General features: G+C 62.7%; 20 protein-coding genes. 7 read left to right on the forward strand and 13 right to left on the reverse strand.

Annotation, left to right across the window (positions count from 1 at the left end; genetic code table 11):
- Nucleotides 1–15: 15 nt before the first annotated feature.
- Nucleotides 16–1,821, forward strand: coding sequence for a translation elongation factor 4 (gene lepA / locus METAC_RS0120225; RefSeq protein WP_026608419.1), 1,806 nt, complete (start codon nt 16–18; stop codon nt 1,819–1,821).
- A gap of 282 nt (nt 1,822–2,103) precedes the next feature.
- Nucleotides 2,104–2,661 (forward strand): hypothetical protein, encoded by a 558-nt coding sequence (locus METAC_RS0120230; protein WP_026608420.1) that lies wholly within the window; start codon nt 2,104–2,106, stop codon nt 2,659–2,661.
- A gap of 144 nt (nt 2,662–2,805) precedes the next feature.
- On the opposite strand, the gene METAC_RS0120235 is transcribed toward METAC_RS0120230, so the two are convergent.
- The 7 genes from METAC_RS0120235 to METAC_RS24715 form a co-directional block, all read right to left on the reverse strand.
- Nucleotides 2,806–3,495: a type 1 glutamine amidotransferase domain-containing protein gene (locus tag METAC_RS0120235; RefSeq protein ID WP_026608421.1), complete on the reverse strand. Its 690-nt coding sequence runs from the start codon at nt 3,493–3,495 to the stop codon at nt 2,806–2,808.
- 149 nt (nt 3,496–3,644) lie between these two features.
- The gene (locus tag METAC_RS24710) at nt 3,645–4,373 is read right to left on the reverse strand and encodes a hypothetical protein (protein WP_051335724.1); all 729 of its coding nucleotides are present in this window, start codon (nt 4,371–4,373) and stop codon (nt 3,645–3,647) included.
- 87 nt (nt 4,374–4,460) lie between these two features.
- A complete protein-coding gene (locus METAC_RS0120245) occupies nt 4,461–5,177 on the reverse strand; it encodes an ABC transporter ATP-binding protein (RefSeq protein WP_036256885.1) in 717 nt (238 codons plus the stop codon).
- A 2-nt stretch (nt 5,178–5,179) separates the two neighbouring features.
- Nucleotides 5,180–5,968: an ABC transporter ATP-binding protein gene (locus tag METAC_RS0120250; protein WP_026608423.1), complete on the reverse strand. Its 789-nt coding sequence runs from the start codon at nt 5,966–5,968 to the stop codon at nt 5,180–5,182.
- Nucleotides 5,965–6,810 carry a branched-chain amino acid ABC transporter permease gene (locus tag METAC_RS0120255; protein ID WP_026608424.1) on the reverse strand — a complete coding sequence of 282 codons (846 nt, stop codon included), beginning with the start codon at nt 6,808–6,810 and terminating at the stop codon, nt 5,965–5,967. Before METAC_RS0120255 ends, METAC_RS0120250 begins: the two co-directional genes overlap by 4 nt.
- 1 nt (nt 6,811) lies before the next feature.
- Nucleotides 6,812–7,690: a branched-chain amino acid ABC transporter permease gene (locus METAC_RS0120260; protein ID WP_026608425.1), complete on the reverse strand. Its 879-nt coding sequence runs from the start codon at nt 7,688–7,690 to the stop codon at nt 6,812–6,814.
- A 38-nt stretch (nt 7,691–7,728) separates the two neighbouring features.
- Nucleotides 7,729–8,877: an ABC transporter substrate-binding protein gene (locus METAC_RS24715; protein WP_051335725.1), complete on the reverse strand. Its 1,149-nt coding sequence runs from the start codon at nt 8,875–8,877 to the stop codon at nt 7,729–7,731.
- 235 nt (nt 8,878–9,112) lie between these two features.
- Between METAC_RS24715 and METAC_RS24720 the strand changes: the two genes are divergently transcribed.
- Both METAC_RS24720 and METAC_RS26640 read left to right on the forward strand, forming a co-directional pair.
- A complete protein-coding gene (locus tag METAC_RS24720; RefSeq protein WP_084144068.1) occupies nt 9,113–9,559 on the forward strand; it encodes a hypothetical protein in 447 nt (148 codons plus the stop codon).
- Between the two features lie 459 nt (nt 9,560–10,018).
- Nucleotides 10,019–10,609 (forward strand): hypothetical protein, encoded by a 591-nt coding sequence (locus METAC_RS26640; RefSeq protein WP_156898292.1) that lies wholly within the window; start codon nt 10,019–10,021, stop codon nt 10,607–10,609.
- Between the two features lie 177 nt (nt 10,610–10,786).
- On the opposite strand, the gene METAC_RS0120285 is transcribed toward METAC_RS26640, so the two are convergent.
- Nucleotides 10,787–11,797 carry an NAD-dependent epimerase/dehydratase family protein gene (locus tag METAC_RS0120285; protein WP_026608426.1) on the reverse strand — a complete coding sequence of 337 codons (1,011 nt, stop codon included), beginning with the start codon at nt 11,795–11,797 and terminating at the stop codon, nt 10,787–10,789.
- Nucleotides 11,798–12,093: 296 nt separating this feature from the next.
- Between METAC_RS0120285 and hemA the strand changes: the two genes are divergently transcribed.
- A complete protein-coding gene (gene hemA, locus METAC_RS0120295) occupies nt 12,094–13,389 on the forward strand; it encodes a 5-aminolevulinate synthase (RefSeq protein WP_026608427.1) in 1,296 nt (431 codons plus the stop codon).
- Nucleotides 13,390–13,410: 21 nt separating this feature from the next.
- On the opposite strand, the gene METAC_RS0120300 is transcribed toward hemA, so the two are convergent.
- From METAC_RS0120300 to METAC_RS0120320, 5 genes are all read right to left on the reverse strand, one after another.
- On the reverse strand, nt 13,411–14,127 hold the full coding sequence (locus METAC_RS0120300) for a Crp/Fnr family transcriptional regulator (protein ID WP_026608428.1): 717 nt from the start codon (nt 14,125–14,127) through the stop codon (nt 13,411–13,413).
- 48 nt (nt 14,128–14,175) lie between these two features.
- Nucleotides 14,176–15,939 carry an adenylate/guanylate cyclase domain-containing protein gene (locus METAC_RS24730; protein WP_198017255.1) on the reverse strand — a complete coding sequence of 588 codons (1,764 nt, stop codon included), beginning with the start codon at nt 15,937–15,939 and terminating at the stop codon, nt 14,176–14,178.
- Between the two features lie 127 nt (nt 15,940–16,066).
- A complete protein-coding gene (locus METAC_RS0120310) occupies nt 16,067–16,786 on the reverse strand; it encodes a class I SAM-dependent methyltransferase (protein WP_026608429.1) in 720 nt (239 codons plus the stop codon).
- A gap of 139 nt (nt 16,787–16,925) precedes the next feature.
- Complete coding sequence (locus METAC_RS0120315) at nt 16,926–17,285, reverse strand: cupredoxin domain-containing protein (RefSeq protein ID WP_051335728.1); 360 nt, start codon at nt 17,283–17,285, stop codon at nt 16,926–16,928.
- A gap of 25 nt (nt 17,286–17,310) precedes the next feature.
- Nucleotides 17,311–18,264 carry a metallophosphoesterase family protein gene (locus METAC_RS0120320; protein ID WP_026608431.1) on the reverse strand — a complete coding sequence of 318 codons (954 nt, stop codon included), beginning with the start codon at nt 18,262–18,264 and terminating at the stop codon, nt 17,311–17,313.
- A 197-nt stretch (nt 18,265–18,461) separates the two neighbouring features.
- Here METAC_RS0120320 and METAC_RS24735 point away from each other — a divergent pair, with 197 nt between their 5' ends.
- Nucleotides 18,462–18,746 carry a hypothetical protein gene (locus METAC_RS24735; protein WP_036255752.1) on the forward strand — a complete coding sequence of 95 codons (285 nt, stop codon included), beginning with the start codon at nt 18,462–18,464 and terminating at the stop codon, nt 18,744–18,746.
- A gap of 277 nt (nt 18,747–19,023) precedes the next feature.
- Complete coding sequence (locus METAC_RS0120335) at nt 19,024–20,841, forward strand: ABC-F family ATP-binding cassette domain-containing protein (protein ID WP_026608432.1); 1,818 nt, start codon at nt 19,024–19,026, stop codon at nt 20,839–20,841.
- Nucleotides 20,842–20,857: the final 16 nt, after the last annotated feature.

Here is a 20,857-nt window from a genome sequence, read left to right on the forward strand (position 1 = left end):
GCTATTTCGCAGGCCATGACAACGCATCCCCTCGAAAATATCCGCAATTTCTCCATCGTCGCCCATATCGACCACGGCAAGTCGACCCTTGCCGACCGCCTGATCCAGGCGACGGGGACGGTCGCCGCGCGCGATATGGTCGAGCAGGTGCTCGATTCGATGGACATTGAGCGTGAGCGCGGCATCACGATCAAGGCTCAGACGGTTCGTCTCGAATATAAGGCGCAGGACGGCAAGACCTATATTCTGAACCTCATGGACACGCCCGGCCATGTCGACTTCGCCTATGAGGTCTCGCGGTCGCTCGCCGCCTGCGAGGGCTCGCTGCTCGTCGTCGACGCGAGCCAGGGCGTCGAGGCGCAGACGCTCGCCAATGTCTATCACGCGCTCGACGCGGGCCATGAGATCGTGCCGGTCCTGAACAAGATCGACCTGCCCGCCGCCGAGCCGGAGCGGATCAAGCAGCAGATCGAGGACGTGATCGGCCTCGACGCCTCCGAAGCCGTGCTGATTTCCGCCAAGACCGGGCTCGGCGTCGATCTCGTGCTCGAGGCGATCGTCAAGCGCCTGCCGGCGCCCAAGGGCGATGAGGCTGCGCCCTTGAAGGCGCTGCTCGTCGACTCTTGGTATGACGCCTATCTCGGCGTCGTCGTGCTCGTGCGGATCATCGACGGCGTCATGAAGAAGGGCCAGAAGATCAAGATGATGGGCACGGACGCCCATTATGAGATCGACAAGATCGGCGTGTTCCGGCCCAAGATGCAGGACGTCGCGGCGCTTGGGCCCGGGGAGGTCGGCTTCATCACCGCCCAGATCAAGCAAGTGGCCGACACCCGCGTCGGCGACACGATCACCGACGAGCGCAGATCCTGCGACGCGGCTCTGCCCGGCTTCAAGCCGGCCCAGCCTGTGGTCTTCTGCGGGCTCTTTCCGGTGGACGCCGCCGATTTCGACGATCTCCGCGCCGCCATGGGGCGGCTTCGGCTCAACGACGCGAGCTTCTCCTTCGAGATGGAAAGCTCGGCCGCGCTCGGATTCGGCTTTCGGTGCGGCTTTCTCGGCCTGTTGCATCTCGAAATCATTCAGGAGCGGCTCGAGCGCGAGTTCAACCTCGACCTCATCGCGACGGCGCCCTCGGTCGTCTACAAGATCATCCAGCGCGATGGCGAGACGATCGAATTGCATAATCCGGCCGACATGCCGGACCCGACCCGGATCGAGGAGATCCAGGAGCCGTGGATTCGCGCCACCATCCTGACGCCGGACGATTATCTCGGCGCGGTGTTGAAGCTTTGCCAGGAGCGGCGCGGCGTGCAGGTCGATCTGAACTATGTCGGCAAGCGCGCCATGGCGACCTATGACCTGCCGCTCAACGAGGTGGTGTTCGATTTTTACGATCGGCTGAAATCGCTGTCCAAAGGCTACGCCAGCTTCGATTACAACATCACCGACTACAAGCCGGGCGATCTCGTCAAAATGTCGATCCTCGTCAACGCCGAGCCGGTCGACGCCCTCTCCATGCTGGTGCATCGCGATCGGGCCGACATGCGGGGCAGGGCGATGGTGGAGAAGCTGAAGGAGCTGATCCCGCCGCATATGTTCCAGATCCCGATTCAGGCGGCGATCGGCGGCAAGATCATCGCGCGCGAGACGGTGCGGGCCTTGCGCAAGGACGTGACGGCCAAATGCTATGGCGGCGACGCGACCCGCAAGCGCAAGCTGCTGGAGAAGCAGAAGGCCGGCAAGAAGAAGATGCGGCAATTCGGGAAAGTGGAGATCCCGCAGGAGGCCTTTATTGCGGCGTTGAAGATGGATGGGTGAGAAATTAGGGCGCGGCGCGGTTTGCCGTGTGCAATGTGGGAAATTGTCGGACCGCGAAGACCCGCAGCAAGCATGAGCGGTTGCGGCTCATTGAACTCCGGCGAATTTGGTCTATAACATTCTTGTGAATGACAGCCAGCGCCGACCCTGTAGGCGTGGCGCTGAATGATCAGCGGCTGATTTCACAACATAGGAAGGAAATTCTGAAATCGTCCGAAGGGCGGCGCGGGGAAAGTTCCGGCCGCCGACTTCGAACCCTTTGATGCGGCAAAAGATTGTTCCTTGCAGAATAACAAGCAAGTGGAGGAAACGATCATGTCGAAAGGCGGACGAATTCTATCCTACGCAGCGGCGCTGCTCGCTCCTGCTACAATATTGTTGGTCGCTTGGCCGATGCTCGCCAGAAATCTCTTCGCGAGAGGCTTTGGCGATGAGTCCTTCATGCCCCACGGGATGTGCTACTTGTGGGTGACGCAGCTCTATATGATGCATGTCGGCTCTGATCTCCTCATCGGATTGTCCTATATAGCGATCTCGTCTACGCTCATCTATCTTATCTACCGCGCTCGCGAAGACATGCCCTTCTCGTGGATCTTCGTGGCCTTCGGCGTCTTCATCCTCGCCTGCGCCGCGACGCATTTCATGGAGGTCTGGACCATCTGGAATGCAACCTATTGGCTCGCCGGCTATATCAAGCTTTTGGCTGCGGCCGCCTCGGTCGCGACTGCAATCGTCCTTCCCTTCCTTGTGCCGAAAGTGCTGGCGCTAATTAAAACCGTGAAGCGCTCGGAAGATGGAAGCGCCCAGCTGGGGCATGGCCAGCCTAGTATGGCGGAATAAATTGGCGGGAGGCCGAGCCGCAAAAGGAGTCGGCCTCCACTTTCGGCTTTCCCGGACGCCGAGTTTCGACGCGACTTCAGCGCAAGCTTTTGGAAGCAAGGTCGAGTATCTGCGTTGAAAGCCTCTCCGCATGACTGACCGTGGCTATCGCCCGCGCTTTTTCAGCGTATCGATCAGAAGCTTGGCGGTCGGGCCGGAGGAGGCCGGATTCTGGCCAGTGATCAGCTGGCCGTCGGCGACCGTGTGAACGTCCCAGTTCTTGACCTTGGAAAAAATGGCGCCGAGGCTTATGAGCTCATCCTCGACAAGGAAGGGCACGATTTTCGTCAATCCGACCGCGTCTTCCTCGCCATTGGTGAAACCGGTCACGGTCTTGCCGGCGACGAGCGGCTTGCCGTCCGGGGTCTTGACGTGGCGCAGAACTCCGGGAGCGTGGCAAACCAGCGCGAAGGTCTTGCCGGCGGCCAGGAAGGATTGGATCAGCTTGATCGAGCTCGCGTCTTCGGCGAGATCCCACATCGGCCCATGACCGCCAGGGTAGAAGACGGTGTCATAGTCTTCCTGCTTGACGCTATCGAGGCGCACGGTTCTGTCGAGCTGGGCTTCGGCGTTGGCGTCCTTCTCGAACCGCCGGGTGATGTCGGTCTGGAAGTTCGGCTCATTGCTTTTGGGATCGAGCGGCGGGCGGCCGCCCTTGGGAGATGCAAGGGTGATCTCGGCCCCAACATCCTTGAAGACGTAGTAGGGCGCCGCCAATTCCTCCAGCCAGAAGCCGGTCTTGCGGCCCGTGTCGCCGAGCTGGTCGTGGGAGGTGAGAACCATCAACACTTTCATGATCCGCTCCTGTCCGTGGTCTTTTGAAGCGTGGCCCAGAGGGCTGTGCTGGATCATGATGATTTAGAGCGGGATCGGCGTAAGTTTAGGCAATCTGCGGGAACTCGATTGCGTTTAACCTCGGCTGGATCGACACAAAAAATTCTTCTTCAAAGAAAGTTTCTGGGCCAGATCATCGTGCGCCACATATGTGCGACGGGGGAATTGTCGAAGCCCAAGCCTTCCTTCGGCTGGCGGAAATGGCGTCCGATAATGTCGGAGAAGACCTGGAGATCGACCTTGGCGTCGGGATCAAAGGCGTAGAGATCATTGAGCGTGATGAGCCGCGCCTTGCCGTACCATTTGTGGTTGCGCGCATAATCGTAATCGGCCCGAATATAGGGCTCCGGCTGATAATCTTCCCCGAAAAGCTCGATATAGGACTTCGGATATTCATAGCCGACTGATGCGTCGGGGAAGAAGCGCAGCGCCTGATGGTAGCGCACCGCAAAGGCGACTTCTTCGTCCACATAGGGTTCGATGAGCTGCGCGCCCCAATAGCCGTGGTCGCTGCCGATCAACCCGCCGAGCGCGATGTCATGGAGGAGGCAGGCGAGCACGTCTTTCTCGCCCGCGCCGGACTTTAGGGCGAGGGTTGCGCTCTGCAGCAGGTGATTGACGGTGTGCGGATGGATCCTCTTCTCGAAGAATTCGAGCAATGTAGGCGCGTCCGACATTTTCGACAGGGCGGGGTCTTCCCCCATCACCACCTTGGGCTTGGGCGGCTTCCGCGTGGGGAGAATGGCGTCGAATTTGGTCAGATGATCCGGCTCGCCGATGGTCGCGATCGCCGGCTTAATCGCAATTCTTTCGGGGAAGGCGTCAGGTCGATCGTCCATCGCAAAACTCTCGTTCCCGGCTGAAGCCTGTTTGTGATGCGCAGATAGGCGCCCTCGTCCGGCGCGGCAAGCGCGGCGTCGGGCGGTTTATCCGCCGAGATAGGCGTCGGCGATCTCTGGTCGCGCGAGCAATTCACGGCCGGGGCCTTCGATCGAAACCTTCCCGGTCTCGAGCACATAGGCGTAATCGGCGAGCTCGAGCGCGGCATGGGCGTTTTGCTCGACCAGCAAGATGGTCCGGCCTTCCGCCTTGAGCGCCGCGATGGCGCGAAAAATTTCGTCCACGAAGAGCGGCGCGAGCCCCATTGAGGGCTCGTCGAGCAGAAGGAGCTTCGGATCGGCCATCAGCGCGCGTGCGATGGCGAGCATTTGCTGCTCGCCGCCGGAGAGGAGCCCGGCCCTTTGGCGCATGCGTTCGGCGAGGCGGGGAAAGCGGGCGAGCGCGCCTTCGCGCCTTCGCGCCGTCTCGGCCTTGCTCGGCGACAGATAGGCGCCCATCGCAAGATTTTCGGAAACCGTCATCTCGCCAAAAATCTGGCGGCCTTCCGGCGCATGGGCAATTCCGGCCCGGGCGATGCGATGCGCCGGCTTATTGGCGAGATCGGTTCTCTCGAAGAGCACCGCGCCCCGGCGCGCGCGAATGAGGCCGGACAGGCCGCGCAGGACCGTGGTTTTGCCGGCGCCATTCGCCCCGATCAGGCAGACGATCGCGCCCTCGGGAACGGACAGGTCGAGGCCCTCGACCACGGTGCTGCGGCCATAGCCGAGCTCGAGCCCGCGAACCTCCAAAAGCGCGCCGTTCATGCTCATGGCGAGGCCAGGGCGTGCGCGCTCTCGGCGCCGAGATAGGCCTCGATCACTTGGCGATCGGCGCGGATCTCGCGCGGCGCGCCCTCGGCGATCTTGCGGCCGAAATTCAAAACGGTGATCTTGTCGCAGAGGCGCATCACGAGTCCCATGTCATGCTCGACGAGCAGCACTGTGACGCCCCGCGCCTTCACGCGCTGCAGCAGCTCGGAGAGCGCCCGGGTCTCGGCCGGGTTCATGCCGGCGGCGGGCTCGTCGAGCAGGAGGAGCTTCGGCGCGGCGGCGAGCGCGCGGGCGATTTCCACGCGACGCTGATCGCCATAGGAAAGCTCCCCGGCGCGGCGGCGCGCGACGGCGGCGAGTCCGACGAAATCGAGCAGCGCGCGGGCCTCTGTCACGGCGTCCCGCTCGACCCGGCGGGTTTTGTCCGGACGCAGGAGAATCTCGAAGAGCGAGCCTTTGAGGCGCGTGTGCATTCCAGCGAGGATATTCTCCAGGGCCGTCATCTCGCCGAAGAGGCGGATGTTCTGAAATGTGCGGGCGAGCCCGCGCCGCACCCTTGCATAAGGCGGCAGACCCTCAACCGGCGCGCCGTCGAGACGAATTTCGCCCGCACTGCGCCGAACCGCGCCGGCGATCAGGTTGAAGGCCGTGGTCTTGCCGGCGCCATTGGGGCCGATCAGCCCGTGGATGGCGCCGGCCTCGACCGTGAGATCGAGACGGTCAACCGCGGTGAGGCCTCCGAACCGGACGCTGAGGCCGGAGATTTGGAGAAGCGGCCGGGTCACGCCTTGGCTCCGATGCGGCCAATGGGCCAGACGAGCAGGCCATGCGGCATGAAGAGGACCGCGAAGACGATGATCAATCCGTTCACGACAAGCCGATAGTCGTGCAGCGGCCGCAACAGCTCCGGCAGAAGAGTCAGGATGAAGGCGCCGATCACGGGGCCGAAGGGCGAGCCTATGCCGCCGAGCAGGGCGAAGCTAAGGATCGTCACGGCGGCGTCGAAGCCATATTCGTTCGGGCTGATGAAGGAGGAAATATGCGCGTTGAGCGCGCCGGCGAGGCCCGCGAGCATGGCCGAGGCGACGAGCGCCGCCATCTTATAGGCCGGCAGATCGATCCCGCTCGCGCTCGCCGCGATCTCGTCTTCCCGGATCGCCTCCATGGCGCGGCCGATGCGGGAGCGGCAAATCAGCGTGAAGGCGACGAGCGCGAGGGCGAGGCAGGCGAAGATCAGAGGCAGGCCGGCTTTCTCTGGAATGCCGGAGAGGCCGAGGGCGCCGCCGGTCAGGTCGGATTCGACGAGAACGACGCGCAGGATCTCGCCGAGGCTCACCGTCGCCAGCGCGAGATAGACGCCGGAGAGACGCAAGGTCGGCGCGCCGATGACGAGCGCGACGGCCGCCGGAACCAGCATGGAGGCGGCGATGACTGCGGGAAACGGGGCGTCGAGCTTCAGAGTCAGCAGGGCTGAAGCATAGGCGCCAAGGCCCATGAAAGCCGCCTGGCCGAGGGACAATTGGCCGATGGCGAGAACGACATACATGCTCAGCGCCAAAAGCCCGTTGACGCCGAGCGAAGCGAGGAGGTTCTGATAGGTCCAGAGGAAGTCGTCGATTTGCGCCATGTCAGGCCCGCCTCGCGCCGGGACGCCCGAACAAGCCTTGCGGCCGCACCCAGAGCGTGAGCACCAGGAGCAGGAATCCGACCGCCTCCTTATAGACAGAGGAGACATAGCCCGCCGTCAACGCCTCGAGCACGCCGACGAGGAGACCCGCCGCGAGCGCGCCGCCAATATTGCCGAGTCCTCCCAGGATGATGATGGCGAAGCCCTTTAAGGTCATCGCCTCGCCCATGTAAGGGGCGATGGCGTTATATTCGAGCCCGATCAGCACGCCGGCCGCGCCGCCGAGCGCGCCCGAGAGGAAGGACACGCGTCGCATGATCGCCTGCGTGTCGACGCCCATCAGCTCCGAGGCGTCGCTGTTCTCGGCGAGCGCGCGCATGGCGAGGCCGGTGCGGGTCGCGCCCATGAGGCTGACAAGGCCGAGCGAGAGCAAGACCGCCGTGCCGACGATCAGGATCTGTCCCACGGAAATCCGATAGGCTCCAAGCGCGAAGGCGCCATTGTCGAGGAGGCCGGCGGGGAAGCGGCGAATTTCCGAGCCGAGGAGGGCAGACATCGCGGAATAAAGAAAGAGCGTCGCGCCGAGGGTCACCATAAGGGAGGCGAGTTCCGGCGCGCGGGTCCGGCGCAACCGCGTCAGAAGCAGGAAATCCAGGACGACGGCGACGAGCCCGGCTAGGATCGCCGCTAGAGGCAGAGCCAGAGCGATCGGCGCGCCGGCGCCGGCCGCAAGCAAGGCGAGATAGGCGCCGACAGCGAAGTAAAAGCCATAGGTCAGGTTGACGACGCCAAGGACGCCGAACATCAAGGTCAGGCCCAATGCGAAAAGCGCATAGGCCGAGCCGGCGACGAGTCCGTTGATGATTTGCTGGCCGAGCATGTCCGGTCTTGGCGCGAGAACTTTATCGTCTTGGTGGATCAGTCGAGGATCTTGAACGCGCCATGCTCGACCTCGAGCACGAGAACGCCCGACGAATCGGCAGGGTCTCGGTCGGGCGTGAAGGACAGCGGCCCGGTGACGCCGACGATCTTCGTCTTGGTCAAGGCGTCGCGGATCGCTTCGCCGGTCACATCTTTCGCGGCGTTGATGGCCGAGGCGGCGACATGCAAGGCGTCATAGGCCTGGGCCGCGAACTGATCGGGCTCGCCGCCATATTTCGCTTTGTAGTCGGCGATGAACTTCTGGTTCGCGGCGTCGGTCTTGCCGATGAACCAAGGGCTGCCGACGAGAAGTCCGTCGGCGGCCGCGCCGGCGATCTCCAGAACCTTCGGCGAGTTCAGGCCGTTGCCGCCGATGAAGCGCACTTTGGGCGCAAAGCCCTGGGCCTCTTTGGCGAGTAAAATGCCGGCGCCGGCGTCGGCGAGCGCGGACATCACAACCGCGTCCGGGTCGAGGCTCTTGATCTTAGTGAGCTGAGCGGAGAAATCCGTGTCCTTCGCGCCGAAGGTTTCGGTCGCGAGCGTCTCCACGCCCAATTTTTCCAAGGCCGCCTTCATCACGTCATAGCCGGATTTGGTGAAGGCGTCGTCGCGGCCGTAGAGAACGGCGACCTTCTTCACCCCGAATTTCGCTTGGGCGGTCCGCAACGTGACCGGGACGACATCGGCTTCCGGCAGGGAGGTGCGGAAAACATAAGGGCCGATCGCGGTGACGCCATTGGCCGTGGTGGATGTGCCGATGATCGGAACCTTGCGCTCATTGGCGATCGGGCCGACGGCGAACATTTCCGTCGACAGGGTCGGCCCGAGCAGCAAAGGCGCCTTGGTTCGAGCGATCAGCTGGCGCGCGGCGTTGATCGCCTGCTCCTTGCTGCCGCCGGTATCTTCATAGGCGATCGCCAGGGGGCGGCCGCGCACGCCGCCGGCGCGATTGACCTCCTCGAGGGCGAGATCGAAGCCGTTCTTGATCGAGAAGCCATATTTGGCGTTGGGTCCGCTCAGGATCTCGATCGCGCCGATAGTGATTGGATCGGCGGCCTCCGCCCCCCGCGCCAAGACGGCAAATCCGAGCAAGGCGCAAAGAAAAACGGAGCGGCGCGACGGCGATAGTTTTGGCGCATGCGTCATTTGGCGTCCCACCCAATGTCAAGGTCGGGATGCTTGTCATATTTCGATGGCGGAGAAAAGCTCTCCCGCGCCGCTTCGGCCTGGGTCATTCCACGCGGCGCGGTCGCTCGGTCTCATGCGGTGGAACAATTTCCTTCGTCGCCGCATTGAACTCAACGCGCCCTCCGCATCACAACGGCGATTGGCCTCGAAGCATCGGGCCGCGCTCGCGGAGGGACATCAAAAGGAGGAAGCGATGAGACGCATTTTTGCATTGGCGAGCGCTGCGGCGCTTGGCGTCGCTTTAACATGCAGCGGTCCGGCTTTTGCGCATGGCCCAGGCTACCGGCACGGCGGCTGGCATCATCCGCACGGCTGGCATCAGGCGTGGCGGGGTGGCTGGCGTCATCACGGCATGGCCTGGAACTACGCCTATCCCTATAATTTTGCATGGGGTTATGGCTATCCCTACAATAACGACTGGGGATTTTCGCCTGTCGCGGCCGCTTTGACCGCGCCTTTGGCCGTCGCAGCCGCGGCGACTGCGCCACTCATGACCGGCCGGAGCGTGGCGGTCGGCGGTTACGGCAATTATTGTGCGACTGATATGAAAACCTGCCTGCTCTACGATACCGCTTACCTTGGGACTGGCTGTTCCTGCAAAGTGCCGGGCGGTCGCGCGCGCGGCCTAGTCACGAATTGACTTGAATGCATGTTCAAGCAAAGCAATTCTAATTTTGATTTAACAAAATACGTTGTTCAAGCTGCGCGAAAGCAACTTGTTTATCGGGCTAAATCGTAGTGGCCGGCGTTTATGCGAAATGCGGGGCGAATGCCTCGCGGGGACTGCGGCTGAGATCAGTTTCAGCCGCAGTTTATTTGAGCGCTACGCTCCAGCGTGGTCTGATCCGATTGAACTAATCAAATGAGTCCGTCCACCCGGAAAGCGTTCGACGGATATTAAAGAGGCGGTTCGTAAAGCTGGAGACCGGCCAAACAGCCTTCCATGCGAGATCTGCGCTCCGGCCGAACTCTGTTCGGCCTACGGAACAATTTCCTTCGCCATCGCGTTAAATTCCGTTCTCACCCTTCGCCCCGACGTCGATGAGCGACGCTTCGAGCTTCGGCCTAAGCCAGCGGGGGGCCTCAAAAGGAGGAAGCGATGAAACGCATTTATGCATTGGCGAGCGCGGCTGTGCTCGGCGCTGGGCTGATCGCCAGCACCCCCGCCATGGCCTTCCGGGGCGGTGGTTTCCACGGCGGCGGCTTTCATGGGGGCGGTTTCCACGGCGGCGGTTTCCATGGGGTTGGCTGGGGCGGCGGCTGGCGCGGCGGATGGGGCGGCTGGCGCGGCGGCTGGAACGGCTGGCGCCATGCGGGCTGGGGCCCAGGTTGGGGCTGGCGCAACCGCTGGGGCTGGAACAATTCCTGGGGGACCGTGGGATGGCCGGCCGCGGGCCTCGGTTGGGGCTGGGGCTGGGGCACGGATTACCCCTATGACTATGCGTATGATTATCCCTATGGGTGGGACTGGGCCGCGGCGCCTTTGGTGGCGGCGGCTGTGACTGCGCCCTTGGTCGCGGCTGCGGTGACGGCGCCGGTCGTGACAGGCCGAAGCGTGGCTGTCGGCGGCTACGGCAATTATTGCGCGACGCCGGCGAGAACCTGCCTGCTCATTGAGGCGTCGTTCATCGGAAACGGCTGCTCCTGCCGCGTGCCCGGCGGCCGCGCGCGCGGTTCGGTCACGCAGTGACACGAGCGCGTTCGGTGCGAAGGTAAATTTATTTGACTTCAAAAGTTTTCGTTAAGGCGTAGAAGGCCGCCGCTTACTCGAAGCGCGCTCGGGCGTGAGTCGCGTCCGAGGCGGCGGCCGCAAAATCGGCTTTCCGGTCAGTCGCGATCGGAAAGCCGGCCCGGCGCCATCGAGGCGTCACAAGCCGAAATAGGCGCGATACCAGGCGATGAAGGCGTTGACGCCGTCCTGGAGCGTCGTGCGCGGGGTGAATCCGGTCAGTTGGATCAGCAGCCTCGTGTCCGCATGGGTGAGCGGAACGTCGCCCTCCTGCATGTCCATGAAATTGCACGCAGCGCGGAGGCCGGTCGCCGCCTCGATCGCCGCGACGAAATCCATGAGAGCGATCGGCGTTTGCGCGCCGATATTGACGACGCGCCACGGCGCCGTCGGAGAAAGGCTGTCGATTTCGGAGGGAGCGGATTGGCGTCGGGACGGGGCAGGCGGGACCTTCTCGAGAAGGAGGATCATCGCTTCGACGAGATCGTCGATATAGGTGAAGTCCCGCCGCATGTCCCCCCGGTTATAGATGTCGAGGGGGCGCCCCTCGAACAATGCCGCGGCGAATTTGAACAGCGCCATGTCCGGCCGGCCCCAGGGACCGTAAACCGTGAAGAAGCGTAGCATGGTGATCGGGATCCCGAAGAGATGGCCATAGGCGTGGGCCATCTCCTCGTTCGCCTTTTTGGAGGCCGCGTAAAAGGTCAACGGGTGGTCGGCGCGGTCAATCTCGCGGAAAGGAACCGAGGCGTTCGCGCCATAGACCGAGGAGGTCGACGCCATCAAGGCGTGCGCCGGAGGCTTATGGCGCATGAGCTCCAACAGATTGAAGGTCCCGACCAGATTAGCGTCGACATAAGCGCGCGGATTCTCGAGGCTGTAGCGGACCCCGGCTTGCGCGGCGAAATGGTAGACGGCGTCGTAACCCTCGCCATATATGTCTTGCAGCGCCGGGAGGTCCTCGAGCATGGCTTCGCAGCCGGTGAAGCTCTGGCTCTGAGCCAAAATCTCGTGGCGCTTGAGCTTGAGCGTTCGGTCGTAATAGGGCGTGAATCCATCGACGCCAACGACGTCATGGCCGGCTTCGAGGAGGCGGCGAGCCAAATGAAAGCCGATGAATCCGGCGCTGCCGGTAACGAGGATGCGCATGGACAATCGTTTGCGGAAGGGTGATTTGACCGCTCGCGCGAAGGTCTCTACATTTTTTCGCGACGGAGTCGGGGCGGCGCGAGTTTCCTTGCACATTTCCGGCGCGATTGCCACGCGCCAGCCGGCATGCGCGGCTGGCTGAGACCATACGCCGCCGGGGAAAGTCTTTTGGGGCCGACGAAAAAAGGATAAACGAAGGCTCGTCGTCTTAGACGAGCATCTTCGGATTTGAGCTTTGGGCGGCGTCTCAATCCGTCCATCCCGCCGCGGCGATCGGAGCCTGGGGAACGTTCAGCATGGTGTATCGGCGGATTTTCGACGATGCGATTACGCGCTTGAAGGATGAGCGCCGCTACCGGGTCTTCGTCGATCTTGAGCGCGACGCTGGCGCTTTTCCCCGCGCGCTTTGGCGGCGCGGCGAGGGACTTCCGCGCGAGGTCACGATCTGGTGCTCCAATGACTACCTTTGCATGGGGCGTCACCCAGAGGTGATCGCGGCCATGTCTGAGGCGGCGGCGCGGCATGGGGTTGGCTCCGGCGGCACGCGCAATATTTCTGGGACCAATCATCCGCTTGTCGAGCTCGAGGCGGAACTCGCCGGCCTTCACGGCAAGGAGGCGGCGCTCGTCTTCACGTCCGGCTGGATCTCCAATCTGGCGACGATCTCGACGATCGGCGATCTTCTGCCCAATTGCCTGATCCTATCGGATCAGCTCAATCACAATTCCATGATCGAGGGCGTTCGTCGCTCGAAGGCGGAGCGGCAGATTTTCCGCCACAATGATCTCGCCCATCTCGAGGAGCTGTTGGCTAAGGCCGGGCCCGAGCGCGCCAAGCTGATCGTTTTCGAGAGCCTCTACTCGATGAACGGCGACATCGCGCTCGTCGGTCAGATCGCCGATCTCGCCAAGCGCTATAACGCCATGACCTATATGGACGAAGTCCATGCGGTCGGGCTCTATGGCCCCCATGGCGGCGGCATCGCCGAGCGCGACGGCGTCATGGATCGGATCGACGTGATCGAGGGGACGCTCGCCAAGGGGTTTGGCACGCTCGGCGGCTATATCGCGGCGAGCGAGGCGATCGTCGACGCCGTGCGCTCCTATGCGCCGTCCTTCATCTTCACCACTGCGCTGCCGCCGGCGGTCGCGGCGGCGGCCAAGGCGGCGGTGGGCTTTCTCAAGCAGCGCCAAGGCGCGGAGCTTCGCGCGCAGCATCAGCGTCAATCCATGCTGACCAAGCACGCCTTGAGCGCGGCCGGGCTGCCGGTGATGGCCAATCCCTCCCATATCGTGCCGGTCCTGGTCGGCGACGCGGAGCTTTGCAAGGCCGCGACCGACATGCTGCTGGAGCGCCATTCGATCTATATTCAGCCGATCAACTATCCGACCGTGGCGAAGGGATCGGAACGGCTCCGCATCACGCCGACCCCGCTCCATTCGGACGCGCATGTCGCCGAACTCGTCGAAGCCTTGGTCGATGTCTGGCAGAGCTTGAAGCTGCCTTTCGTCGAGCAGCCGAAGATCATCGAATTCCGCCGCGAAGCGGAAGCGCATTGCACCTATCCGGAAATGAAGCGCGCGGCGGAGTGACGGGCGGCGGTAGGGGTTGGCTCAAGCGTCGCGGCGCAATTCGCTCAAATCCTTGTCTTCGTCGATCATCGCCATTAGCCGCGGAACGTCGAGGAGGACGAGCGCGCCCCGGCTCTTGCTGAGCAGCCCTTCGCGCTCCAAGGCGCTCAGCTCCTTCGTCACGGCCTCGCGGCGCGTGCTGATTCGTCCCGCGAGATCGGCATGGCCGGGCGGCGGCGAGACGATCGCTCGGCGCGCGTCGTCGCGATCCGGGCGAGAAAGCCGAAGCAGTTCCAGATAAAGGCGATCGCGGACCGCAAGCGTCGTGAACTCATTGACGCGATTGGCGAGCATCCGAACTTGCCCGGTGACGAGCCTCAGCAGCTGCAGGCAAACGTCCGGATGAGCAGTGACGGTTTCGAGGAAGGTCGGGGCGGACATTTTCGCGATCGTCGCCTCGGTGATCGCAAATATTCCCGCCGATCGCGTTTGTCCGTCGATTGCGGCGAGCTCGCCGAAAAACGCCCCTGCGTTGATGTCCCGCAAAATGGTCTCGCGCCCGGATATGGCGCGAATCATGACCCGTACGACGCCGCTCACCAGAAAGAAGACGTCGGTGCCTTCCTCTTGATAGTCGAGGATCCATTCCTTCGCGTCGGCGCGCCGCCAGATGCAGCGCGTATCGAGCCGCGCGATTTCATCCGGCGTCAGCGATCGGAATAATTCCACGCGGGCAAGGGTTTCGTTATGCCTGACCATGTCGCCGCCAGCGTTGCGCGGGCCGATGAATTGAAGGCCCCTCTCGAACTATGCCGAAGTTGGGTCCTCCGGCAATCCCTTGCGGTGAAACCGTCGGCGCTGTTCAAAGACGCGTCCCGCGCGGGCGGCGAGCAGATGATCGAGGTCGTCTTGCGCGCGGAGCGCGATCATCTCGATTTCCGCGCTCACATTCCTGATCTGGACCCGATGGCTTTCCGCCGCCGTGGTCGCGAGGCCAGCCTGCTCGATCAAGGCGCGCGAGAGGAGCGCCGCGCATTCGAGTTCCTTGGTCAGGCCTTCGAGCCGCGCCGCTATATTGCCGACCTCGCCAAGGAATTGGGTCGAATGGCGGCTCGCGAGCTCGCCGACGACGGCGAGGCCGACATGGCAGCCGGCGCCGAAACGCAACTGGAAATCGAACGCGCGCTCACATTCCTCGCTGAAAGCGGCGAGCGCCCGCCATATGTCGCGCAGCGCCAATAGCGCATGTCGGCAAGCGGTCGGCGCGTCGCAGTCCGCGCCGAAGAAGCTCATGATGCCGTCGCCGGCGACGCTGGTCACCTGACCACCGTGGGTTTCGACTGCGCGACAGACAATCGAGACATAGCGGTCCACCACGTAAAGCGAGTCATAGGGCAAGCGCCCGTCCGCGAGCCGCGTCGAATCGCGTAGATCGATGAAAAGCGCGGCGATGACGCGTTCTTCGGAAGCGGCGAAAACGGGCGGGCCGAGGCTTGGATCGAAATTTTGCGGCGAAAGCAGGGGAACGACGGCGATTGGGTTCGTTGGCCTCACCTGGCAAGCGAGGCGCACCTTATGATAGGCGCCGATCCATGCGAGCGTCCTCGTCTCGGCGGCGTTCGGCGACGGAAGCAGGTCTAGCCCCGCCAGCACGAGCACGCGACAGGTCGAGCATCGGGCGCGTCCGCCGCACATGGACATATGCGCTATGCCCGCCCATCGGCTGGCTTCGAGAATGGAGAATCCGCGCGGCGCATTGACCTCGACGCCGCCCGGATAGCGGATCGAGACGGCGCCGAAGCGTTTCTCGCGCCATTCGCGCGCGCCTTGAAACGCGAAGACCGCTCCGACAAGGCCGAGATAGATCAAGATCAAGCGCTCGCCAATTGCGCCCAGCGCAGCGGTTTGCGCCTTGGTCTGAACCTCGTTCCGGGCGAGAAAGCCTTTGTCCTGCGCCGCCCTCTCGTCGAAATCCCGCCCTCCGTCGACGAGCCCCACAATGGCGAGGCTCGGGATCAAAACGGCGAGCGCCGCGAGGGCCGGCAGCCTGCGTTGATACCAGGGCTTTGCGCGCAGCCAGCTGTTGAGGCCGATGCAGCCGTGAATCCAGACGACCAGCAGCAGGACGAATTGCCGCGGCAGGCTGAAATGGGGAGAGAGATCCCAATAGCGGTGAAGAATGCCCGGATAGGCGAGATCGAGGCCGAAGAGCAAATGTCCGAGCCGGACATTGGTCGCGTGAATAATGACGAGGGGAGGGATCGACAGACCGAGAAGAAGCTGAAGCATCTCGGCTTTTGGGATCCAAAAATGGCGGCGCCGAAAGATGGCGTAGAGGCCGAGGCCGCCATGAATAATGAAAGACCCATAGAGCGCCGCCTGTCCGACCAACGTGCGCCAGGGCCAGATGAGCACGACGCGGACTGCCTCCATGACGTCGAGGCGGAAGATCCCGAAGGCGTGATTGAGAAAATGGCTGGCGGCGAAGGCGAACAGCGTCAAACCGGTCGCCAGCCGAAGCGGACGTTCGATCGGCGTCCCTTTTGGAGGCGCGGCGGCGCTGTCGGTCATGAGCGGTCCGTCGGAAGCGCCGGCCATTGGCCAACAAATGCCGTGATGCGCGGCTCACTTTCAACAAAGGCCGCCGCGCTGCAACAGGTTTGTCGGCCTTGCGCGCGGTTCGACCTCGTTGGCGAAGTTATAAGCTTCTGAGATCCGTTTGCTTTCGGGCGAAGCTGAGCAACCGATGCCAGCCGAATCGCGCCACTTCATGGGCGTCGTCTAGCCCTGCCGCACGAGCCTGAGATTCCAAAGTGGCGCGCGTTTCGGGCAGGTCATTGTTAACGAGATGATCGCAAATCGCCGCTTTCTCGTCTACGTTCAACCCATGCCAATCGCGGCGCAACCAATCGCAATATTTCTGGAAGTAAACCGCGAGGCTTTCATCCTCCTCGCGCGTGACGTCGGTCAGTAAAAGAATTCCGTCTTTTTCCAGCCTCTTTGCGACGCCGGCGAAGAACTCAGCCTTCCGATCCGTGGATAAATGATGAACGGCATAGCTCGAGTGAATAATGTCGTAGCGCCGATGGCCGTTATTCAGGGCCTCGACGAGATCGCAATGAGTCAGACGCACAGGACAAGACAGAGAGTTGAGATTTTGCTCCGCCAGCGCCAGGGCGGCCTCGGACAGATCTACGCCTTCATAGGTCTCAATGTTCATTTTCGCGAGAAGGGCGGCGAGGATCGACGCGTCGCCACAGCCCAAATCTAAAACGGAGAACGGCCGACCGTCGAAACGCGAACGCAGAATTCGCTCGATCGCCGCGCTGAACTCCGCGTGGTGCATATAGTTGGCGTCGACGACCTTGCGGTATCTCTGCCAGACCGTGAAAAAATCTATCGCTGAATTTTCGGACATGAAGGGTCCTGCAATCAAGGGCGCCGGAAAGAGCCTAACCTCGATGCGTTTAGGTTAAACGCATGGGAAGGTTCAAATTCTTTTTGAGGCTTGCAGTCGCTCCGGGCCCTGATCTGATCGAAAACTGTGATCGCCGCGCTCAAGGCGCGACGATGATCTTGCCGGTCATTTTCGGGTGCAGGCCACAAAAATACTCGTAAGTTCCGGGCTTTTCGAAGGCGAAGGAGAATGTCTCGTCGGTGTCGAGCGCGCTCGAATGGAACGACTGGTTGGACGAGACGACGCTGTGCGGAATATCGTCCCGATTGCGGAAAGTCACGGTCGCTCCTACTTTGACCGTGAGTTCGGCCGGCGCAAAGGCGAAATTGTCGATATTGACCTCCGCTTCGGCGGCTGCAAGAGGCGATGCGCTAAGGGTTGCGAGGCAGGCGGCGGAGAGGAGCGCGACGCCGCTCTCGCGCCACCCTCGGGCGCGGCGCGCCGGGTTCAGCTTCTGCATGTTTTGTCCTTTGGCTCCTATAGGCTCAGCTCGAGGCGAGCGACGAATCGGTGATGGCGAGCGCGGCCTTGCCCGGCCAATATTCGACGCGCGTCACGCCGAGCACGGAGCGGAGCTTGTCCGCCGCCACGAGCATAGGTCCGGGTGAGGGCGCGGTTCCAGGCGCCGGCTGCGGAAAAGCGGTCGACATGGCCGTGTGAAAGGCGACGTTCCCTTCCACTTTTTGCATCAATTGATGGATATGGCCATTCAGAACTGTAACCGAGCCGAAACGCTTCAGAAGCGCCAGCGCCTTGGCGGAATCGTCGGTGCCCCAGCCCCATTCCGGATAGACGGCCCAGAGCGGAATATGGGCGAAGACGATGATCGGGGTCGAGGCGGACTTGCCTTTGAGGTCGTCGGCAAGCCAGGCCAATTGCTCGTCGCCGAGAAAGCCCAATCCGCCGCTCTTCAGGTTCACGACATTGACGAGGCCGATGAAATGCGCCCCGCCGGCGTCGAAGGAGCGCCAGCCTGCGCCCTTCGCGCCTTTGCCGAAGCGCTCGAGATAGGCTTGGCCATTTTGCTCGTCGATCACGTCATGCTCGCCCGGCACATAATGGACGTCGAGCTTGGCCTCGCCGATCGCCTTCTCGGCGTCGTCGAATTGCTCCGGCTTGGAGAGATGGGTGATGTCGCCGGTGTGGATCATGAAGGCCGGCTTTTCCGGCAGGCTGTTCACCTTGTCGATCGCCTCCTGCAGGGTTCCGAGCGGATTGGGATTGGCCGGCTTGTTGAAGCCGATATGGCTGTCTGAAATCTGCAGGAAACTGAAGCCTTTCTGCGCTTTTTCCGCAGCCTGCGCCGCACCGCCCACTGGCAAGAGCTTGGACGTCGGCACGCCGCCGTCGAGGGTCCAAAGGACGCCTGCGCCGGCCCAGACCATGCATTCGAGCGCGCCGCGGCGGTCGATCTTTTTCCCGTCGATTTCAATGGACATTTGCGTCTCCATGAGCCCGGCGCATCGCGCCGCTATCGAGGAGACTTCAAGACCTACATTGTTATTCCCGCCGCTCGCTAAATTTTTTGCTCCGCCGCTGCCTTGGGTCGAAACAAAAACGCAAACGTGACGCGCCAATTAGGAGCAACCATTCATCGATCGAACAGTTGTCCTTCAACCATTGATAGGAGTTCATTATGACTTGCAGGATAATCCTATATGCGGCCGCCGGAAGCTTCGCCCTCATCACAAGTGCGTCGGCCTTGACTTTGAACAAGCTGCCGACGGACAGCGGCGTTATTGAGGCCCGCACGGTCTGTAACGACGATGGGCGATGCTGGCGTGAAGCCGATCCGGACGAAGGTGTCGCCGGCGGCGTGCTTCGCGGTTTAGAGGGCCGGAGCATCCATAGGGACGACGATTCGGATCGAGACCGCGACGACCGGCGTTTCCGCGACGATGACCGACGCGACGAGCGCTGAAATCGAATAGACTTAATCTTTATCTTTCTAGGTCTTCGGCGCACAGTGTCGGCCGTAAGCTGATATGTGCGGGGTTTGGCGTGTCCAACGGCCGCCGAAACGGCATCACGGCTCGAAACGAGCGCAAAACGAGGTGATTGCGGCGGCCGCGGTTTCGGAAAAGGAAATCAGGGCAACCGCCTTGTTTTTGTCGAGGCGGGTCCCGGAGTTTCCCACGCGCCGGAAAATGCGTTAGAGGGACCAGAACCTCCGGCAAACCCCGCGATTTCAGGCAAGAATGGCCCCTCCTCTTCTGCTTTTGCAGAATATTTCGCTCACCCTCGGCGGCAGGCCGCTCTTGGAATCGGCCGAGATTTCCGTGTCAGCCGGAGAACGCCTGTGCCTCGTCGGGCGCAACGGCTCCGGCAAATCGACCCTTTTGAAGATCGCCGCCGGCCTGCTCGAATGCGACGGCGGGACGCGTTTCATGCAGCCGGACGCCAATGTGCGCTATCTGCCGCAGGAGCCAGACCTTTCCGGCTATGCGACCGCTTTCGCCTATGTCGAGGCGGGGCTCGGGCCGACCGACGATCCCTATCGGGCCAGAACCCTGCTGAATGAGCTCGGCCTCAGCGGCGAGGAAGACCCGGCCCATCTTTCCGGCGGCGAGGCGCGGCGCGCCGCGCTCGCCCGCGCGCTCGCCCCCGAGCCGGACATTCTGCTCCTCGACGAGCCGACCAATCATCTCGACCTGCCCGCCATTGAATGGCTCGAGGCGGAGCTTAAGGCGACGCGCTCCGCGCTCGTGTTGATTAGCCATGACCGGAAATTCCTGCAGAATCTGTCGCGGAAAACGGTCTGGCTCGATCGCGGCCGCACCCGCGCGCTCAATCGCGGCTTCGCCGAATTCGAGGCCTGGCGCGACGCCGAGCTCGAGGAAGAAGAGCGCCAGCAGCATAAGCTCGATCGCAAGATCGTGGCCGAGGAGCATTGGCTGCGCTATGGCGTCACCGCGCGGCGCAAGCGCAATCAGAAGCGGCTCGGCAATCTTTTGACCATGCGCACGGAGCGGCGCGAGCGCACGAAAGCCGCGGGCGAAGTGCGGCTCGTCGCGAGCGAGGGAGCGGTCTCCGGCAAGCTCGTCATCGAGGCCGAGGCCGTTGCGAAAGCCTTCGGCGAGCGCGTCATCGTCAAGGATTTCTCGACCCGCATCCTGCGCCATGACCGGCTCGGGATCATTGGCGCCAATGGCGCGGGCAAGACCACGCTCATAAAGCTCCTGACCGGCGCGCTCGCGCCGGATGCGGGCGCGATCCGCCTCGGGGCCAATCTCCAGATGGCGACGCTCGATCAGGGCCGCGCGAGCCTCGACGCCGACACGACGCTGAAGGACGCGCTCACCGGCGGCGGCAGCGATTTCGTCGAGATCAATGGCGAGCGCAAGCATGTCGTCGGCTATATGAAGGATTTTCTCTTCGGCCCCGAGCAGGCGAGGACGCCAATCGGCCGGCTTTCCGGCGGCGAGCGCGGCAGGCTCATGCTCGCCCGCGCCCTGGCGCGGCCATCGAATCTTCTTGTTCTCGACGAGCCGACCAATGATCTCGATCTCGAGACGCTCGATCTGCTGCAGGAAATGCTCGCGGACTACAAGGGCACCTTGCTGCTTGTCAGCCACGACCGCGATTTTCTCGACCGGATCGCGACCTCTGTCGTCATGAGCGAGGGCTCGGGCCGCTGGATGGAATATGCCGGCGGCTATTCGGACATGGTGGCGCAGCGCGGAGCCGGGGTGAGCGCCGCGCCGATCGCGAATGTTTCGCGCGGCGAGAAGCCCAAGGCCGAGGCGCCGGCGCGGGCGGAGAAAAAGCCGCCGGCCAAGCCCCGCCTGTCCTTCAAGGAAAAACACGCTCTGGAGACGCTTCCGAAGCGCATGGAGGAGCTGCGGGCGACGATGGCCAAGCTTCAAGCGGCGTTGGACGATCCCGGTTTATATGCGCGAGATCCAGCGAAATTTTCGGCCGCATCCGCGGCCTTCGCCAAGGCGGAGGCGGAGCTACAGGCTGCGGAAGAGGAATGGCTGGAGCTGGAAATTCGGCGCGAGGAAATCGGAGGGTAGGGGCGGCGAAGAGTTC

It is taken from the genome of Methylocapsa acidiphila B2, assembly GCF_000427445.1.
In the GTDB taxonomy this organism is placed as follows: Bacteria; Pseudomonadota; Alphaproteobacteria; order Rhizobiales; family Beijerinckiaceae; genus Methylocapsa; species Methylocapsa acidiphila.

What these genes read in the sequence shown, in the direction of transcription:
- hemA (WP_026608427.1), top strand. Translation starts at nt 12,094, where the DNA reads ATGGTGTATCGGCGGATTTTCGACGATGCGATTACGCGCTTGAAGGAT.
- METAC_RS0120235 (WP_026608421.1), bottom strand. Translation starts at nt 3,495, where the DNA reads ATGAAAGTGTTGATGGTTCTCACCTCCCACGACCAGCTCGGCGACACG.
- METAC_RS24715 (WP_051335725.1), bottom strand. Translation starts at nt 8,877, where the DNA reads ATGACGCATGCGCCAAAACTATCGCCGTCGCGCCGCTCCGTTTTTCTT.
- METAC_RS0120260 (WP_026608425.1), bottom strand. Translation starts at nt 7,690, where the DNA reads ATGCTCGGCCAGCAAATCATCAACGGACTCGTCGCCGGCTCGGCCTAT.
- METAC_RS0120320 (WP_026608431.1), bottom strand. Translation starts at nt 18,264, where the DNA reads ATGTCCATTGAAATCGACGGGAAAAAGATCGACCGCCGCGGCGCGCTC.
- METAC_RS24710 (WP_051335724.1), bottom strand. Translation starts at nt 4,373, where the DNA reads ATGGACGATCGACCTGACGCCTTCCCCGAAAGAATTGCGATTAAGCCG.
- METAC_RS24735 (WP_036255752.1), top strand. Translation starts at nt 18,462, where the DNA reads ATGACTTGCAGGATAATCCTATATGCGGCCGCCGGAAGCTTCGCCCTC.
- METAC_RS0120255 (WP_026608424.1), bottom strand. Translation starts at nt 6,810, where the DNA reads ATGGCGCAAATCGACGACTTCCTCTGGACCTATCAGAACCTCCTCGCT.
- METAC_RS0120245 (WP_036256885.1), bottom strand. Translation starts at nt 5,177, where the DNA reads ATGAACGGCGCGCTTTTGGAGGTTCGCGGGCTCGAGCTCGGCTATGGC.
- METAC_RS0120335 (WP_026608432.1), top strand. Translation starts at nt 19,024, where the DNA reads ATGGCCCCTCCTCTTCTGCTTTTGCAGAATATTTCGCTCACCCTCGGC.
- METAC_RS24730 (WP_198017255.1), bottom strand. Translation starts at nt 15,939, where the DNA reads ATGACCGACAGCGCCGCCGCGCCTCCAAAAGGGACGCCGATCGAACGT.
- METAC_RS0120300 (WP_026608428.1), bottom strand. Translation starts at nt 14,127, where the DNA reads ATGGTCAGGCATAACGAAACCCTTGCCCGCGTGGAATTATTCCGATCG.
- METAC_RS0120315 (WP_051335728.1), bottom strand. Translation starts at nt 17,285, where the DNA reads ATGCAGAAGCTGAACCCGGCGCGCCGCGCCCGAGGGTGGCGCGAGAGC.
- METAC_RS0120310 (WP_026608429.1), bottom strand. Translation starts at nt 16,786, where the DNA reads ATGTCCGAAAATTCAGCGATAGATTTTTTCACGGTCTGGCAGAGATAC.
- METAC_RS24720 (WP_084144068.1), top strand. Translation starts at nt 9,113, where the DNA reads ATGAGACGCATTTTTGCATTGGCGAGCGCTGCGGCGCTTGGCGTCGCT.
- METAC_RS26640 (WP_156898292.1), top strand. Translation starts at nt 10,019, where the DNA reads ATGAAACGCATTTATGCATTGGCGAGCGCGGCTGTGCTCGGCGCTGGG.
- lepA (WP_026608419.1), top strand. Translation starts at nt 16, where the DNA reads ATGACAACGCATCCCCTCGAAAATATCCGCAATTTCTCCATCGTCGCC.
- METAC_RS0120285 (WP_026608426.1), bottom strand. Translation starts at nt 11,797, where the DNA reads ATGCGCATCCTCGTTACCGGCAGCGCCGGATTCATCGGCTTTCATTTG.